Annotated in this window: 15 protein-coding genes; 4 read left to right on the top strand and 11 right to left on the bottom strand. The window is 66.8% G+C overall.

Features of this window, described 5'->3' with window-relative positions; translation table 11 throughout:
- Nucleotides 1-247: 247 nt before the first annotated feature.
- A complete protein-coding gene (clpX, locus tag JL11_RS09880; protein ID WP_054765523.1) occupies nt 248-1516 on the bottom strand; it encodes an ATP-dependent Clp protease ATP-binding subunit ClpX in 1269 nt (422 codons plus the stop codon).
- A 194-nt stretch (nt 1517-1710) separates the two neighbouring features.
- On the opposite strand from clpX, the gene JL11_RS09875 reads away from it, so the two are divergent.
- Complete coding sequence (locus tag JL11_RS09875; protein ID WP_054765522.1) at nt 1711-2361, top strand: HAD-IB family hydrolase; 651 nt, start codon at nt 1711-1713, stop codon at nt 2359-2361.
- Between the two features lie 6 nt (nt 2362-2367).
- Here the strand turns inward: JL11_RS09875 and JL11_RS09870 are convergent, their stop codons facing one another.
- The 3 genes from JL11_RS09870 to tig all read right to left on the bottom strand — a co-directional run bounded on the left by JL11_RS09870 (nt 2368) and on the right by tig (nt 4913).
- Nucleotides 2368-2688, bottom strand: coding sequence for a hypothetical protein (locus JL11_RS09870; RefSeq protein ID WP_054765521.1), 321 nt, complete (start codon nt 2686-2688; stop codon nt 2368-2370).
- Between the two features lie 73 nt (nt 2689-2761).
- The gene (locus JL11_RS09865) at nt 2762-3409 is read right to left on the bottom strand and encodes an ATP-dependent Clp protease proteolytic subunit (RefSeq protein ID WP_054765520.1); all 648 of its coding nucleotides are present in this window, start codon (nt 3407-3409) and stop codon (nt 2762-2764) included.
- Between the two features lie 160 nt (nt 3410-3569).
- Nucleotides 3570-4913: a trigger factor gene (gene tig / locus JL11_RS09860; protein WP_082382673.1), complete on the bottom strand. Its 1344-nt coding sequence runs from the start codon at nt 4911-4913 to the stop codon at nt 3570-3572.
- Between the two features lie 192 nt (nt 4914-5105).
- On the opposite strand from tig, the gene JL11_RS09855 reads away from it, so the two are divergent.
- Nucleotides 5106-5807 (top strand): MBL fold metallo-hydrolase, encoded by a 702-nt coding sequence (locus tag JL11_RS09855; RefSeq protein ID WP_054765518.1) that lies wholly within the window; start codon nt 5106-5108, stop codon nt 5805-5807.
- A gap of 1 nt (nt 5808) precedes the next feature.
- Here the strand turns inward: JL11_RS09855 and JL11_RS09850 are convergent, their stop codons facing one another.
- Nucleotides 5809-6102: a hypothetical protein gene (locus tag JL11_RS09850; protein ID WP_231681254.1), complete on the bottom strand. Its 294-nt coding sequence runs from the start codon at nt 6100-6102 to the stop codon at nt 5809-5811.
- 121 nt (nt 6103-6223) lie between these two features.
- On the opposite strand from JL11_RS09850, the gene JL11_RS17715 reads away from it, so the two are divergent.
- A complete protein-coding gene (locus tag JL11_RS17715) occupies nt 6224-6388 on the top strand; it encodes a hypothetical protein (RefSeq protein ID WP_182713809.1) in 165 nt (54 codons plus the stop codon).
- A gap of 117 nt (nt 6389-6505) precedes the next feature.
- Nucleotides 6506-6727 (top strand): general stress protein, encoded by a 222-nt coding sequence (locus JL11_RS09845; protein ID WP_054765516.1) that lies wholly within the window; start codon nt 6506-6508, stop codon nt 6725-6727.
- A 220-nt stretch (nt 6728-6947) separates the two neighbouring features.
- Here the strand turns inward: JL11_RS09845 and egtB are convergent, their stop codons facing one another.
- The 6 genes from egtB to JL11_RS09815 form a co-directional block, all read right to left on the bottom strand.
- Complete coding sequence (gene egtB, locus JL11_RS09840; protein WP_054765515.1) at nt 6948-9107, bottom strand: ergothioneine biosynthesis protein EgtB; 2160 nt, start codon at nt 9105-9107, stop codon at nt 6948-6950.
- 114 nt (nt 9108-9221) lie between these two features.
- Nucleotides 9222-10448, bottom strand: a complete 1227-nt coding sequence (locus JL11_RS09835; RefSeq protein ID WP_054765514.1) for an acyl-CoA dehydrogenase family protein — start codon at nt 10446-10448, stop codon at nt 9222-9224.
- A 106-nt stretch (nt 10449-10554) separates the two neighbouring features.
- Nucleotides 10555-10860 (bottom strand): SCP2 sterol-binding domain-containing protein, encoded by a 306-nt coding sequence (locus JL11_RS09830; RefSeq protein WP_054765513.1) that lies wholly within the window; start codon nt 10858-10860, stop codon nt 10555-10557.
- Between the two features lie 274 nt (nt 10861-11134).
- On the bottom strand, nt 11135-11413 hold the full coding sequence (locus tag JL11_RS09825) for a SemiSWEET family sugar transporter (protein WP_054766917.1): 279 nt from the start codon (nt 11411-11413) through the stop codon (nt 11135-11137).
- 47 nt (nt 11414-11460) lie between these two features.
- The gene (locus JL11_RS09820; RefSeq protein WP_054765512.1) at nt 11461-13104 is read right to left on the bottom strand and encodes an amidase; all 1644 of its coding nucleotides are present in this window, start codon (nt 13102-13104) and stop codon (nt 11461-11463) included.
- 25 nt (nt 13105-13129) lie between these two features.
- Entirely contained in the window at nt 13130-15376 is a 2247-nt protein-coding gene (locus JL11_RS09815) for a S9 family peptidase (protein ID WP_054765511.1), read from the bottom strand.
- Nucleotides 15377-15455: the final 79 nt, after the last annotated feature.

Below are 15455 nucleotides of genomic sequence, written 5' to 3'. Positions count from 1 at the left end.
GTCACCTCCGTCACGCCTCTGCGCCGCCTCGGCTGATCCCGCCAGCATAAGGCGCCCCGGCGCCGCGACGGGTCGATCAGCGCCTGGGACCGACAAAGCTCTGATTTTCAACGGGGCGAGTTGCAGAAATGCGCGGCCGACGCGGGCTCGGAATGGGACATCTTCCCCCGCTTGCGAGGGAGGGTCTTAAAAGAAAAGGGCCGGAGCGGCGTCGCTCCGGCCCTTGTGACGTTCAGCCGCAGCCCGTTCAGGCGGCGCCGTCGGCCTTCTTCTTGGAGGCTTCGGAATAGATCAGCAGGGGCTGGGCCTTGCCGTCGATGACTTCAGCATTGACCACCACCTCCTCGACGCCTTCGAAGGTCGGCAGTTCGAACATGGTTTCCAGCAGAATGCCTTCCAGGATCGAACGCAGGCCGCGCGCGCCGGTCTTGCGGGTAATGGCCTTTTTGGCGACGGCGATCAGGGCGTCGTCGGTGAAGGTCAGTTCGACATTCTCCATCTCGAACAGACGCTTGTACTGTTTGACCAGGGCGTTCTTGGGCTCGGTCAGGATGGTGACCAGGGCCGTTTCGTCCAGATCCTCCAGCGTCGCCAGGACAGGCAGACGGCCGATGAACTCGGGGATCAGGCCGAAACGCATCAGGTCGTCAGGCTCCACCCCCTTGAGGATGTCGCCGGTGCGGCGCTCGTCGATTTCCTTGACCTTGGCGCCGAAGCCGATCGAGGCCCCCTCGCCGCGCGCCGAAATCACCTTCTCCAGCCCGGCGAAGGCGCCGCCCACGATGAAGAGGATGTTGGCGGTATCGACCTGCAAGAACTCCTGCTGCGGATGTTTGCGGCCGCCTTGCGGAGGCACGGAGGCGACGGTGCCTTCCATGATCTTCAGCAGCGCCTGCTGCACGCCCTCGCCCGAGACGTCGCGGGTGATCGAGGGATTGTCCGACTTGCGGCTGATCTTGTCGATTTCGTCGATGTAGACGATGCCGCGCTGGGCCCGTTCGACATTGTAATCCGACGCCTGGAGCAGCTTCAGGATGATGTTCTCGACGTCCTCGCCCACATAGCCGGCCTCGGTCAGCGTCGTGGCGTCGGCCATGGTGAAGGGCACGTCGATGATGCGGGCCAGGGTCTGGGCCAACAGCGTCTTGCCCGAACCGGTCGGCCCGATCAGCATGATGTTCGACTTGGCCAGTTCGACATCGTTGTTCTTCGTCGCGTGGTTCAGACGCTTGTAATGGTTGTGGACGGCGACCGAGAGCACCTTCTTGGCGTGCGACTGGCCGATGACGTAATCGTCCAGGACGTCGCGAATCTCCTTGGGCGTGGGGACGCCGTCGCTCGTCTTCTTGAAGCCGATCTTGTGCTCTTCACGGATGATGTCCATGCACAGTTCGACACATTCATCGCAGATGAAGACGGTCGGGCCCGCAATCAGTTTGCGGACTTCGTGCTGGCTCTTTCCGCAGAACGAGCAGTACAGGGTGCTTTTGGCGTCAGAGCCGGCTGCTTTGGTCATAGACCCTTATCTCACTCCCGCGGAGCGGACCGAAATGGCCAGCTACGCGCTTCCTCCGCGTTGATTCCAGCATTCTGGACGCAAAGGTCTTCAAAAAATGACAATCACCCATCCCACGTTCCACGACAACCCCGAAGGCGGAGGGGCGAGGTCACGGAAAGGGGATGGATCAGTGTCGTTGGGGATCACGGCGAATGTCTGACATGGGAAGCCTGCAGGAATTACGCCAGTCCCGGATCAATTCGGAACAGCCGCTCGTCGCCTTCGACTTCGACGGCACCCTGACGATTCGCGACAGTTTCACGCAGTTTCTGCGCTGGAAGGCCGGTCCGGGCGGCTGGGCCCTGGGTCTGGTCAAGCTGGCGCCGGCCTTGGCGGCCTATGGGCGGGATCGTGATCGGGGCCGGATCAAGGCCGCCTCGGTCAAGGAATTCCTGGCCGGCATGGACCGCGAAAGTCTGGAGGCCGAGGCGGAACGGTTCGCCGACCTGGTCTGGGACCGCTTCATGCGGCCGGACGCGCTGAAGGTCTGGAACGACTGGGGCGAGCGCGGCGCCCATCGCGTGATCGTGACCGCCTCGCCCGAGACGACGGTTGAGCCCTTCGCCCGCCGGCTGGGCGCCGAGGCCCTCTTGGGAACGCCCCTGACCTTCGACGCCGAAGGCCGGGTGACCGGCGCCTTCGACGGCGCCAACTGCCGGGGCGAGGAGAAGGTGCGGCGTCTGAAGGCCGCCTATGGCGAGGATCTGGTCCTGACGGCCGCCTATGGCGACACCTCCGGCGACGCGGAAATGCTGGCCATCGCCCAGTCGCCGGGGTTCCGGGTCTTCACCCAGCGGCCCTGAACGGCGTCAGCGGCCGTCGGCGTCCACGTCGAAAACCATGGCCTTGCCCCGCGAGGTCGGGTCCCAGCCCGCCTCGATGGCGGCGGTGACGGCGTTGCGCACCGCATCGACATTGACCCGCTGCTTCTCCACGTCGGGCCGGCCGTTGGGACGCAAGGGCGGCGGAAACTGGATGATGGCCTCGCGCTTGAAATCCACATGGCGCAGGGAGACGGCCATCCCCTCCCACACCGCACCGCCGACGGGGCGCGGCTGACGACGGATTTCCCAGGCGTAGGTCTCGCCCTCCACCTCGATCGTGCCTGAGGGGTCTCTTGTGAACTGCATCTCGGTTCCGATGGACGAAAAGAAAGGGGCGCGCCGCCAGGACGCGCCCCCTCATTCTAGCTGAAAACGGGGCTCAGGCGCCGGGCGTCTTTATGCCGTCGGCGTCGGCCTGTTCGCGCCGGTCATAGACGTGATCGACGATGCCCCAGGCCTTGGCCTCTTCGGCCGACATGAAGTGGTCGCGGTCCAGGGTGCGCTCCACCTCTTCATAGGTGCGGCCGGTGTGGTGGACGTAGATCTCGTTCAGCCGCTTCTTGGTGTAGCGGATGTCCTCGGCGTGGCGCTCGATGTCCGAGGCCTGGCCGCGGAAACCGCCCGAAGGCTGGTGCACCATGACCCGGGCGTTCGGCAGGGCGATCCGCTGGCCCGCCTCGCCGGCCGTCAGGATCAGGGAGCCGGCCGAGGCCGCCATGCCCATGACCACGGTCGAGACCGGGCTCTTGATGTATTGCATGGTGTCGTAGATCGCGAGCGCCGAGGTCACCTGACCGCCGGGGCTGTTGATGTACATGGAGATTTCCTTCTTGGGGTTCTCCGACTCCAGGAACAGCAGCTGGGCGCAGATCAGCGACGCCATGCCGTCCTCGAACGGCCCCGTCAGGAAGATGATCCGCTCGCGCAGCAGGCGCGAGAAGATGTCGAAGGAGCGCTCGCCCCGGCTGGACTGCTCGACCACCATGGGGACGAGGTTCATGTTCATCAGTTCGATCGGATCGCGCATGGAGCCTTCTCAAGAATGCGGGGGAGCGCGCGACTCGCGGTCGCTCGCCTTGTTGTTCTGCATATCGCGTTATGAAGGCCGCCTTACAAGGTGGGGCCCGCATACGAAAAAGGCGGGGATCGCCGACCCCCGCCTCTTCACGATCCGATGAAGGAGGCGATCAGCCCTCTTCGTCTTCCTTCAGCAGCTCTTCCTTGCTGATGGGCTTGTCGGTGACTTCGGCCAGGCCGACGATCAGGTCGACGACCTTTTCCTCATAGATCGGGGCGCGCATTTGGGCGGCGGCGTTGGGGTTCTGACGGTAGAAGTTCAGGACGGCCTGCTCCTGGCCCGGATAGTTGCGGGCTTCCTGCAGCAGGGCGGCGTTCAGCTCCTGGTCGGTGACCTGGACATTGTGGGCGCGGCCGATTTCGGCCAGGACCAGGCCCAGGCGCACGCGACGCTCGGCGATCTTCTTGTATTCGGCCTTCAGGTCCTCTTCGGACTTGGCGGCGTCTTCTTCCGGCAGGCGGCCGGCGGCCTTGTCGGCCTCGACCTGTTGCCAGATGCCGTCGAACTCGGCTTCGACCATCTTGGGCGGCAGGGGGAAGTCATGGGCGGCGTCCAGCTGGTCCAGCAGGGCCCGCTTCAGCTTGAAGCGGGCGGCGCCGGCGTACTGCTGGTTCAGGTTCTGGCTCAGAAGCTCTTTCAGGCGATCCAGCGATTCCAGACCGATACGCTTGGCGAACTCGTCGTCCACCTTGGCTTCGACCTCGGCCTTGATGGCCTTCACCTTGATGTCGAAGGTGGCCAGTTTGCCGGCCAGATGGGCGGCCTGGTAGTTTTCCGGGAAGGTGACCTCGATGGTCTTTTCCTCGCCGACCTTGGCGCCCTTCAGCTGCTCTTCGAAGCCGGGGATGAAGCGGCCCGAGCCGATCACCAGGTCCGCGTCCTCGGCGGCGCCGCCGTCGAAGGGCTCGCCGTCCAGCTTGCCCAGGAAGTCGATGGTCAGTTGGTCGCCCTCGGCGGCCTTGACGGTCTTGCCCTTCTTGTCCTCGTAGGACTTGGCCTGGCCGGCCAGTTCGGTCAGGGCCTCGTCCAGATCGGCGTCAGACGCCTCATAGGTGGGGCGTTCCAGCTTCAGGGTCTTGGGATCGACCGGGGTGAAGTCCGGCATGATCTCCAGCGACATCTCATAGGCCAGGTCTTCCTGACCGGCGATGACCTTGTCCATGTCGGAGGTCAGCTTCATCTCGGCCGGGGCGGCCGGACGGATCTTGGCCTCGTCCAGAGCCTTCTGGCTGGTCTCGTTCAGCTGGGCGTTGATGATCTCGCCCATGAAGTCGCGGCCGAAAGTCTTCTTGACGTGGGCGACCGGCACCTTGCCCGGACGGAAGCCCTTCAGCTTCATCTGCGGGGCGACTTCCTTGACGCGGGCTTCGAGCTTCTCGTTCAGCTCCGCGACGGGAATGGTGACCGCGATCACGCGGCTGAGGCCTTCGTTCGACTTTTCGACGACTTGCATGGTCGGGATTTCTGACGCTCTGGGGCGCATGAACCGTCGGGACGGTCGGCGCGGAATGGATAAAGCAAGAAGGCCGCCCCGTTTGGAGCGGCGCCTCGAAGCCCGCCCTTATGTCGAGAAGGGCTCCAAAGGTCAACGCGAGCGTGGCCCGTCGCGGTGGTTTCGCGTCACAGGGGCAGGTAAGAAGACGCCATGACCCAGCCCGCCTCCCCCATTGGCGTCTTTGTGACGCCCGTCACCCCGCTTCAGCAGAACTGCACCACGGTGTGGTGCACGGCCACCAACAAGGCCGCCGTGATCGATCCGGGCGGATCGGTGGATGCGATTCTGGCCGAGGTGGCGCGGCGCGGCCTGACCCTGGATCAGATCTGGATCACCCACGGTCATCTGGACCACGCCGGCGGCGCGGCCGAGATGCAGGAGAAGACCGGGGTCCGGATCACCGGCCCCCAGAAGGCCGACCAGTTCTGGATCGACCGGATCGTGGAGACCGGCCGGATGTACGGCCTGCCCGAGGCCCGACCCTTTACGCCTGACCGCTGGCTGGAGGACGGGGACACCGTCAGCCTGGGCGAAACGACTTGGGAGGTCCGCCACTGCCCCGGCCATACGCCCGGCCATGTGATCTTCTTCAACCCGGCGGCCCGGTTCGCCCAGGTGGGCGACGTGCTGTTCAAGGGCTCGGTCGGCCGGACCGACTTCCCGATGAGCGACCCGCCGGCCCTGATCCGCAGCGTGGTGGAGAAGCTGTGGCCGCTCGGCGACGACGTCACCTTCGTGCCGGGCCACGGGCCGATCTCGACCTTCGGCGAGGAGCGGCGGACCAATCCGTTCGTGTCGGATGCGGCGTTGCAGAGGGCGCCGATGCAGCGGGAGCCGGTGGGGCCGGCGTAGATCAGCGGCGCATCAGCATGCCGATGATCACCCCTATGCCCAGGGCGTAGAGGGTGGTCCGCATCGGCTCGTCGCGGATGCCGTCGCGGGCGGTCTCGACCCGGCCGGCCACCTTGCTGCGGATCATGGCGGCGTCTTCGCGCAGAGCCTGACGCAGCGAGGTGGTGTCCTCGAAGCTGCGGGCTTCGCCCTCGGCCAGGATGGCGTCCGCCTGTCGGTCGAGGCGCTGGGTCGGGCCGTCGTCTTCCGTGACGATGTCATCGGGCGAGGAAGGGGCGATGGGGGTCTGGGTCATGGGAATCTCCGGGGTTCGGACACTGAACCGGCCCGACCGGATCCAGTTCCCCATGTCCGCGCCCAAAGCCGGGGGTGAACATTGGGGTGCGGGCCGCGTTCTCCATTCAGAGGAGAAGACCATGACCTATGTCGAACCCACGCCCCCCGGAACGCCGCAACCGGAAATCCAGCCCGAGCCGACGCCACAACCCGAGATCGATCCGGCCGACGCTCCGGACGAAATGCCGCCGATGGAGCCCGGCGGCGGCGGCGAAGGCGATTCCCGCCCCTATGCAGCCGTTTGAAGTCAAACCACAAAGACGTTCAGATCACGGCTGGTAAAACGAAGTTACCTACGGAACCGTCACGGAGTCACAGGGTTCATTTCGGCAAGCGCAACGGCAGCACTGAAAGGAACACCGATGGACGGCCAGACCTCGCGACCCTCCGGCGTTTCCAAGCGAGGCTTCGCCTCCATGGATCCCGAACGTCAGCGCGAAATCGCACGCAAGGGGGGCGCAAGCGTCCCCAGCGAAAAACGAAGCTTCTCCCAAGACCGCAGCCTGGCCGCCCAGGCCGGACGCAAGGGCGGCGAGGCCTCGCACGGGCCGAAGAAGGACGCGGCTTCGAACGGAGCCGAGTGACACGGCTTCAGTGAGAGTCTGCAGGGCGGCGCGTCGAGGATGCGCCGCCCTTTTTCTTTTCCATGCACTCGCCCCCATGGCCGTCATCCTCGGCCTTGTGCCGAGGATCCATAGGCTCGGTCTTGCAGGGGGCACGACGCCCGGCGCCGGGATTATGGATCCTCGGCACAAGGCCGAGGATGACGATCTTATCTGTATAGACAGAAAGGAAGTGGCCCCCTCACCCCCGCAGCAGGGCCAGGGCCACGCGGGGTTCGGGCGAAACCTCGAAACCGGCCATGGACCAGCCGGACTCCTTGGCCAGGGCCTCGACCGAATCCGGCGTGAACTTGCGCGAGCTTTCGGTGTGGAGGGTCTCTCCGGCCATGAAGGTGAAGGCCCTGTCGCCGACGCGGGCGGCGGTTTGACGCAGCGCCTGAAGGTGCATTTCCATGCGCGAGTGATCCGGGTTCCAGACGGCGCGGTGGGCGAAGGCGTCCAGGTCGAAATCGGCGTCCAGTTCGGCGTTGGCGCGGACCAGGAGGTTCAGGTTGAAGGCCGCGGTGACGCCCCGGCCGTCGTCATAGGCGGCGACCAGGGTCGCAGGGTCTTTGACCAGATCGACGCCGAGGATGAACAGCGCCCCCTCCCCCAGCATCCGACGCGCCGAGGCCAGGAACCGCACCGCCTCCTCGGGCTCCAGATTGCCGATGGTCGAGCCGGGGAAGAAACCGATGCGCCGGCCCTGCGGCAAATCGTCCGGCAAGGGCGACAGATGTTCGAAATCGCCCAGAACCGGCTGGACCCGCAGGGCCGGATAGTCGGCGGACAGGCGGGCGACGGCGTCCAGCAGGGCCGTCTCGCTGATGTCCAGCGGCACATAGGCGCCGAGGTCGGGCGCGGCGTCCAGCAGGATGCGGGTCTTTTCGCTGGCGCCCGAACCGAACTCGACCAGGACGGCCTCGGGGCCGAAGTCGGCGGTCAGGGCGGCGGCCCGGTCGCGCAGCAGGGCCGTCTCCTGACGGGTCGGATAATATTCCGGCAGGGCCGTGATCTCTTCGAACAGGCGCGAGCCCTCGGCGTCATAGAACCACTTGGGCGGCACGGCCTTCTGGTCGCGGGACAGGCCCTGGACCAGGTCGCGCCGGAAGGCGGCCGTCTGGGCGTCCTCAATGAAACTCGTGCGCCCGCGCGGGGCGTCTTCGGCCAGTCTCAGACCCATGAAGGCCCACCTCTGTTGGGGATAGAAGAAGTTGCGATAGGTGACGCGGGCGTGGCCGGGCGGCGTGGCGAAGGCGCCGCCGCGCAAGACCATCTGATTGGCCATGAACTTGCCGTTGTACTCAGCCGCCGTGCCAGGCGTCGGCTGGAAGCCGGGGTAAGGGGCGTAGGCGCTGGACGTCCACTGCCAGACCTCGCCCGACAGGTTTGAGAAGGCGTCGGGCGCCGTGGTCGCGGCATGCTCCCACTCCGCCTCGGACGGCAGGCGCTTGCCGGCCCAGCGGGCGTAGGCGTCAGCCTCATAGAAGCTGACATGCCGCACCGGGGCGGTCGGATCGACCGGGGCGCGGCCGATCAGGCTCAGGACCGTCCAGTCGTCGCCGTCGCGGCGCCAGTAGAGGGGCGCGGTCCAGGCCTCGGCCTTGACTGTGGCCCAGCCGTCGGACAGCCACAGCTCGGGCCGGGCGTAGCCGCCGTCGGCGATGAAGCCCAGCCAGTCGCCGTTGGTCACCAGGTCGGCGGCCAGGGCGAAGGGTTCCAGCCAGACCCGGTGCGACGGCCCCTCATTGTCGAAGGCGAAGCCGGCGCCGCCATGACCGATCGAGACCAGGCCGCCGTCGAAGACGACGGCGCCGCCTCGCGGGGCCTCAGGCGGGGCCTGCCGCGGCTCAACCGCATAGGCGGCCGGGTCCAGCGGCGAACAGGCCATCAGGTTCAGCAGGTCCATCAGGAACAGCTCCTGATGCTGCTGGTCGTGGTGCAGGCCCAGTTCGAACAGATAGCGCTGATGGCCGCTGAACGGCCCCGAGGCCAGCCAGGCGGCCATGCGGCGGTCGATCTCGCGCCGATAGGACAAGACCTCGTTCACCGAGGGCCGGGTCATCAGGCCGCGCTGGGGCCGGGGCACCCGCTCGCCCAGGGCCTCATAGTAGGAGTTGAACAGCTGTTGGAAGCGCGGATCGACCGGAGCGTAGGCCGGGTCGGCCGACAGGATCATCGCCTCGAAGAACCAGCTGGTGTGGGCCAGGTGCCATTTGCCGGGGCTGCAGTCCGGCATGGACTGGGCCGCCAGATCCTCGGGCGACAGGCCTTCCGCCAGGGCGGGCATGGCGCCCCGGATCGCCCTGAAACGGGTCACGTCGGACGCCGCCCGCGTATCGGACTCCAAGCGCGCATTCATCTCAGCCGTTCCGTCCCCGCTTGCGACGCCCCGGCTGGCCTCGCGTCGTCCTGTCCGGAAAACGTCAGGCGCCGCCAGGGGTTCCCTCGGAAGCGGACGGCGTGACGCCGTTTCTCAGGCCGAGGGTCTGCCGCCGTGTTTGGCGTACTCCAGCCGGGCGATGGCGCGGTTGTGCACCTCGTCCGGGCCGTCGGCGATCCGCAGGGTGCGCACCGTGGCGTAAAGTTCGGCCAGGGGGGTGTCGGCCGAGACGCCGGCGCCGCCGAAGGCCTGGATGGCGTCGTCGATGACCTGAAGCGCCATGCGCGGGGCGGCGACCTTGATCTGGGCGATCTCGGAGCGGGCGTTCTTGGCCCCCGCCTCGTCCATCATCCAGGCGGCCTTCAGCACCAGCAGGCGACACATCTCGATATTGGTGCGGGCCTCGGCGACCCGCTGCTCCCAGACCGAATGTTCGGCCAGCTGTTTTCTGAAGGCGGTGCGGTTCAGAAGGCGGGTCACCATCAGCTCCAGCGCCCGCTCGGCCGCGCCGATCACGCGCATACAGTGGTGGATACGGCCCGGGCCGAGGCGCCCCTGAGCGATCTCGAATCCCCGGCCCTCGCCCGCGATCAGGTTCTCGACCGGCACGCGGACGTTCTCCAGCACCACCTCGGCGTGGCCGATGGGCTTTTCGTCATAGCCGAAGACCGACAGCATCCGCTCGACCCGGAAGCCGGGCGTGTCGACGGGGACGATGATCTGGGACTGCTGGGCGTGCGCAGCGGCGTCCGGATCGGTCTTGCCCATGACGATGGTCACGGCGACGTTCGGATGGGCCATGTTGGTCGACCACCATTTGCGGCCGTTGATGACATAGTGATCGCCGTCGCGCTCGATCCGGGTCTGGATATTGGTGGCGTCGGACGAGGCGACCTCGGGCTCGGTCATCAGAAAGGCGGAGCGGATATCCCCGGCCATCAGCGGCTTCAGCCAGCGGTCCTGCTGGGCCGCGTTCCCGTACATATGGAGCACCTCCATATTGCCGGTGTCGGGGGCGTTGCAGTTGAACACCTCGGCCGTCCACAGGTGGCGGCCCATCATTTCGGCCAAGGGGGCGTATTCGAGGTTCGTCAGGCCGGCGCCCCCGTTCTCACCGTCATGGCCGCCCGGCAGGAACATGTTCCACAGGCCCGCCTCGCGCGCGGCGGCCTTCATGGCCTCCATGACCGGGGCCTGGCGGTTCGGATTCTCGCGCACCTGGGCGAAATAGTCGGCCTCGCGCGGGATCACTTGTTCGTCGAGGAAACGGCGCACGCGGGCGTGCCAGTCCAGGGCGCGGTCGGAATGTCTGAAATCCATGTCGTTTCCTCGTTTTTTCGGTCGCGCCTCTGACGGACGCTGAAGACGAAAACGGCGCGGCCCCCGAGGGGCGCCGCGCCGCAGTCAAGTATTGATCAGCAAGCCATCAGCGCTTCAGCAGCGGAGCCAGCTTCTGCGCGATCATCATGTCGCCGGCGATCTTCAGCTTGCCCTGCATGAAGGCCATCATCGGGTCCAGCTTGCCTTCCGACAGGGCCATGAAGTCGTCCCACTTCATCGAGACGGTGGCGTCGGCGGGCTTGTCTTCGTTGGTGACGGTGTTCGGCACGGAGGCGCCGTCGATGAAGATCTTGCCCTCGTCGCCGAGGTCGAGCTTCACGGTCTTGCCGAGGCCGGAGTTGTCGCCGACGGCGGCGCGGATGTGTTCGGTGACTTGGACGAGATCAGGCATTGGGGGCGTCTCCCTTGGACGTTGAGGCTCCTGCCGTAGCCCGCATCGCGCGGGGCGCCAAGATCACGTCGGGTAAAGCTGTCGTCACTTGTCCGGTGAAGAGCCCGAATAGAGACTGGCCAGACCAAGGGCGGCCATGAAGAAGACGAAGGCCGCGACGATGGCGGCGACGAAGGGGACGGCGTCATGGGGCATGGGAAATCTCCTCGACCCCACCCTCGCGCCGCCTCCGCCGCCTCGCCTTGATCCGGATCAAACCTGCAGAATCGGGCCGTCAGGCTGCGGGATCACCGTCGCGGAACCGCCATTTCATCACCAGAACCCAGGACGCCATGACCAGGGCGCAGGAATTGGCCACGGTGACGGGCCAGGCCTGGGTCATCACCCCATAGACCACCCACAGGGCGAAACAGGTCACGGTCAGGGAATAGGTCCTCAGACTGACCGAGGAGGCGTCCCTCTCCTTCCAGATCTTGAGCGCCTGGGGTGCGAAACTGGTGACGGAACAGACCGCTGCGGCCGAGCCGACGATATTGGCGATCAGGTCGCTCATTCGGGGAGGGTCGGCTTTGTCATGAAGGCCCAACAGCGGACCGCCGATCAAGGTTCCTGAAGGACGGGCGCGAGCACAGGCGCGACGGCGCGCGTGCTGTTCAACGAGGCGGGAAAGGCCGGCGCGACCCGCTGCGGTTCCAACTGTTCAAAGGCGTAGCCGAGCGCGAGCACCCGCGCGTCCTGCCACTGGCCGCCGATAAAGCTGAGCCCCACCGGAAGCCCGCCCACCTGCCCCATGGGCACGGTCAGATGGGGATAGCCCGCCACAGCCGGCAGCGTCGAGGCCGAGCCCAGATAGTGGTCGCCGTTGACGACGTCGGTCATCCAGGCCGGGCCGGTCGTCGGCGCGATCAGGACGGCGACGTCATTGTCCTTCAGCAGCCGATCGATCCCCTCGGCCCCGGCCAGACGCAGCGAGGTCTCGCGCGCCGCCACATAGGCGGGGTCGGACAGGCCCCCGGTCGCCTCGGCGGCCTCGAACAGGTCCTGGTCGAACAGGGCCAGCTCGCGCGGGGTCGCGCGGTTAAAGGCGATGACGTCCGCCAGAGTGCGGGTCTTGACCTGGGCCCGATCGGTGGTGGCGAGATAGGCGTTCAGATCCGCCTTCAACTCCGTCAGCAGGACGGTGAATTCCGCGCCGCCGACAGCGTCCATATCCGGTCCGTCCTTGATCTCGATCAGGACGGCGCCCGCCTGGCGCAACCGCTCCAGATTGGCTTCAAAGACGGCGTCCGTGCCGTCGGAATAGCCGGTGAGGAACCGAGCGACGCCGATGCGAACCCCGCGGAGACTGGCCGCCTCCAGAGCCGCCGCATAGTCGGTCTTGCGGGCGTCAGCCTCAGCCGTCGCCGGATCGGCGGGGTCGGAACCGGCGATGACATTGAGCACCAGGGCCGCGTCCCTGACCGTGCGGGTCATCGGCCCGGCCGTATCCTGGCTGTGGCTGATCGGCACGATCCCCGTGCGCGACACCAGGCCCACAGTGGGCTTGAACCCGACCAGACCGTTCATCGCCGCCGGACAGGTGATCGATCCGTCCGTCTCGGTGCCTATGGCCACGATGGCGAAACCCGCCGCCACCGCCGCGCCCGATCCCGAGGACGAGCCGCAGGTGTTGCGGTCGCGGGCGTAGGGGTTTCGGGTCAGGCCGCCCACGGCGCTCCAGCCGCTGATGGAGTGGGACGAGCGGATATTGGCCCACTCCGACAGATTGGACTTGCCGATCAGCACCGCCCCCGCCGCGCGCAGCCGGGCCGTGATCGGCGCGTCGCGGTCCGGCTGGTTCGCGGCCAGGGCCAGGGAGCCCGCCGTGGTCGGCATGCCGCGCGCCTCGACATTGTCCTTGATGACCAGGGGCACGCCGTCCAGCGGCAGGGCCTGTCCGGCGAGGCGGCGGGCGTCGGAGGCGCGGGCGTCCTCGAGCGCATCGGGGTTGATCGCGATCAGGCTGTTGATCGCGGGACCGGGCTCGCCGAACCGGCCTTCGACGTCATAGGTGCGAATCTGGCTGAGGAAGAAGCGCGCCATCTGCTCCCAGGAGCCGTAGGGCGTCCGCTCGCGCTGAACCCAGGCGATGTCGGCGTTCGGCGGCGGCGGCGGGGGCGGCGGCGTCTGCGCCGAGGCGAACGGCGCCGCGACGCCGGCCAGGACGACGGCGAACACGCCGGCCAAAAGCTTGGTCTTCAACATGTTCGCCCCGTTCCTGATTAAGCCGTCAGTCCGCCGTCTCAGCCCTCTTGCCGATCGTGCGGTCCAGGAAGTCGAGATAGATCCGCCATTGCTGAAGCTGCCGCGGTTCGCCGCGGACGCCATGCCTTTGGCCCGGATAGAGCATCATCTCGAACGGCGTGCTCTTGGCCTGGAGGGCGTCGATCACGCGGGTGGCGTTGCCGAAGATGACATTGTCGTCGGCCATGCCGTGAAGGATCAGCAGACGGCCGGTCAGGTCGTCCAGGCGCGGCAGGATGTCGGTGGCGGCGTAGCCGTCCGGATTGTCCTGGGGCGTGGACATGTAGCGTTCGGTGTAGTGGGTGTCGTAGAGGCTCCACTCGGTCGGGGCGGCGCCGGCAAGCGCCGAGGCCAGTCCAGCGTCCGGATCGGTCAGGGTCAGCAGGCTGAGGAAACCGCCGAAGCTCCAGCCCATGACCGCGATATGGTCGCCATCGACATAAGGCAGGGTTTTCAGCCATTTGGCGGCCAAAGCCTGATCCTCGACCGCAGGGATGCCCAGGCGGCGATAGATGCTGGTCTCAAACGCCTGGGACCGGTCGCCCTCGCCGCGGTTGTCCACGCGGAAGACGATATAGCCGGCCTCGGTCAGCAGTTGGTTGGTCAGGGGCTGCCAGCTCTTCTGCACGCCCGCGCCGGTGCCGGGGCCGCCGTAGACCTGCATCACCACCGGGTACTTCTTCGACGGATCGAAGTCGGGCGGGGTGGTCATGCGCCAGACCAGGGTTTCGCCGTGGCTCTGCATGGTCCCGAACTCGGGCGTGCGCAGACGCGAGACATAGGGGGCGAACGGATGGTCGGCGTCGAGCCGGTTTTCCTCGATCCAGCGGATCCGCGTGCCGTCGATCCGGTACAGGGCCGACTGGGGCGGGGTGGCGGGATCGGAATAGTTGCCGACATAGGCGGTCGCCGGCCCGTTGACCGAGACGTTCCACCAGCCGCCGGCGGGGGTCACCGCCACCGGATCGACCGTGCGGTTCAGGCTGGCGCGGAACATCTGCTGTTCGATGGGCAGTTCCTTGCCGTCGCGCATGGAGGCGGTGAAATAGACCTCGCCGGTCCGCTCGTTGACGCCGTCCAGATGTTTGACCGGATAGTCGCCGTGCGTGATCGCCCGGATGCGGCGGCCGTTGCGGTCGTACAGATAGAGGTGCCGCCAGCCGCTGTCCTCGTTCGACCAGATGAAACGGCCGTCCGGCAGGACATGGAAATCGTTGTTCAGATCGACCCAGGCCTGGGCCTTCTGACTGAGGATCACGCGCGAGGCGCCGGTGGCCGGATCGACGCTGAGCAGGTCGAGCGTCTTCTGGTCGCGCGACTGACGCTGGACATACAGGGTCTTGCCGTCGCCGGACCAGTCGACCCGCGCCAGATAGATGTCGGTGTTGGAGCCCAGATCCACCTTCACCCGCGCGCCGCTCTGAAGATCGCGGACATAGAGTTCGACCAAGGCGTTGGGACGGCCGGCGCGGGGATAGCGCTGCTCGACCATGGTGGCGCCTCCGCCGGTGATCTCGAAGCGCGGCACGACGTCTACCGGGCTTTCGTCGACGCGGGTCAGGGCGATGTAGCGTTCGTCCGGGCTCCACCAGTAGCCGGTGTCGCGATCCATCTCCTCCTGGGCGATGAACTCGGCCGTGGCCCAGGTGATCAGGCCGGCGCCGTCGTCGGTGATCGGCGTCTCCTTGCCCGTGGCCAGATCATAGATGACCAGGTTCTGGTCGCGGACCCAGGAAACGAAATTGCCCTTGGGCGAGACCTTGGCGTCGATCTCGTCGGCCTCGGTCTCGGTCAGGCGGCGCACCTTGCCGTCGGCGCGGCTGGCCAGGAAGATGTCGCCCTCCAGCGGCGCAAGGATGTAGCGGCCCTGCTGGTCCCAGGCGTATTCGACCACGCCGCGGGCGCTGATCCGCATCCGCTCGCGCCGCGCCTTTTCGGCCTCGGACAGTTCGCCGGCGTCGGGAACCAGGGCGCGGGCGTCGATCAGCTTGTAGGGCTCGCCCTCGCCGGTGGGCGCGGCCCACAGGTCCTGGACGTCCACATTGTCCTCGCGCGAGCGCAGGAAGGCCACCAACTGGCCGTCGGGCGACAGGCTGACCCCCTTGGCCACCGGGCCGTTCAGGCTGGGGCTGGAGAAGACCCGTTCAGGCGTCAGGATGTTGGAGGGGGTCTCCTGGGCGACCGCTGAACCGGCCGAGAGGAGGATGGTCGAGGCGAGAAGAAGGGTGCGCATGGTCGGCGACGCTAGCGACGCTTCTGCAAGCCGTCACTAGGAAAAGTGGTCGCCGCCCGGAGCGCTTTTTCTTCCCTGC

This window comes from Brevundimonas sp. DS20 (genome assembly GCF_001310255.1).
Taxonomy (GTDB): Bacteria; Pseudomonadota; Alphaproteobacteria; order Caulobacterales; family Caulobacteraceae; genus Brevundimonas; species Brevundimonas aurantiaca.
This window is presented reverse-complemented; position numbering and strand designations above follow the sequence as displayed.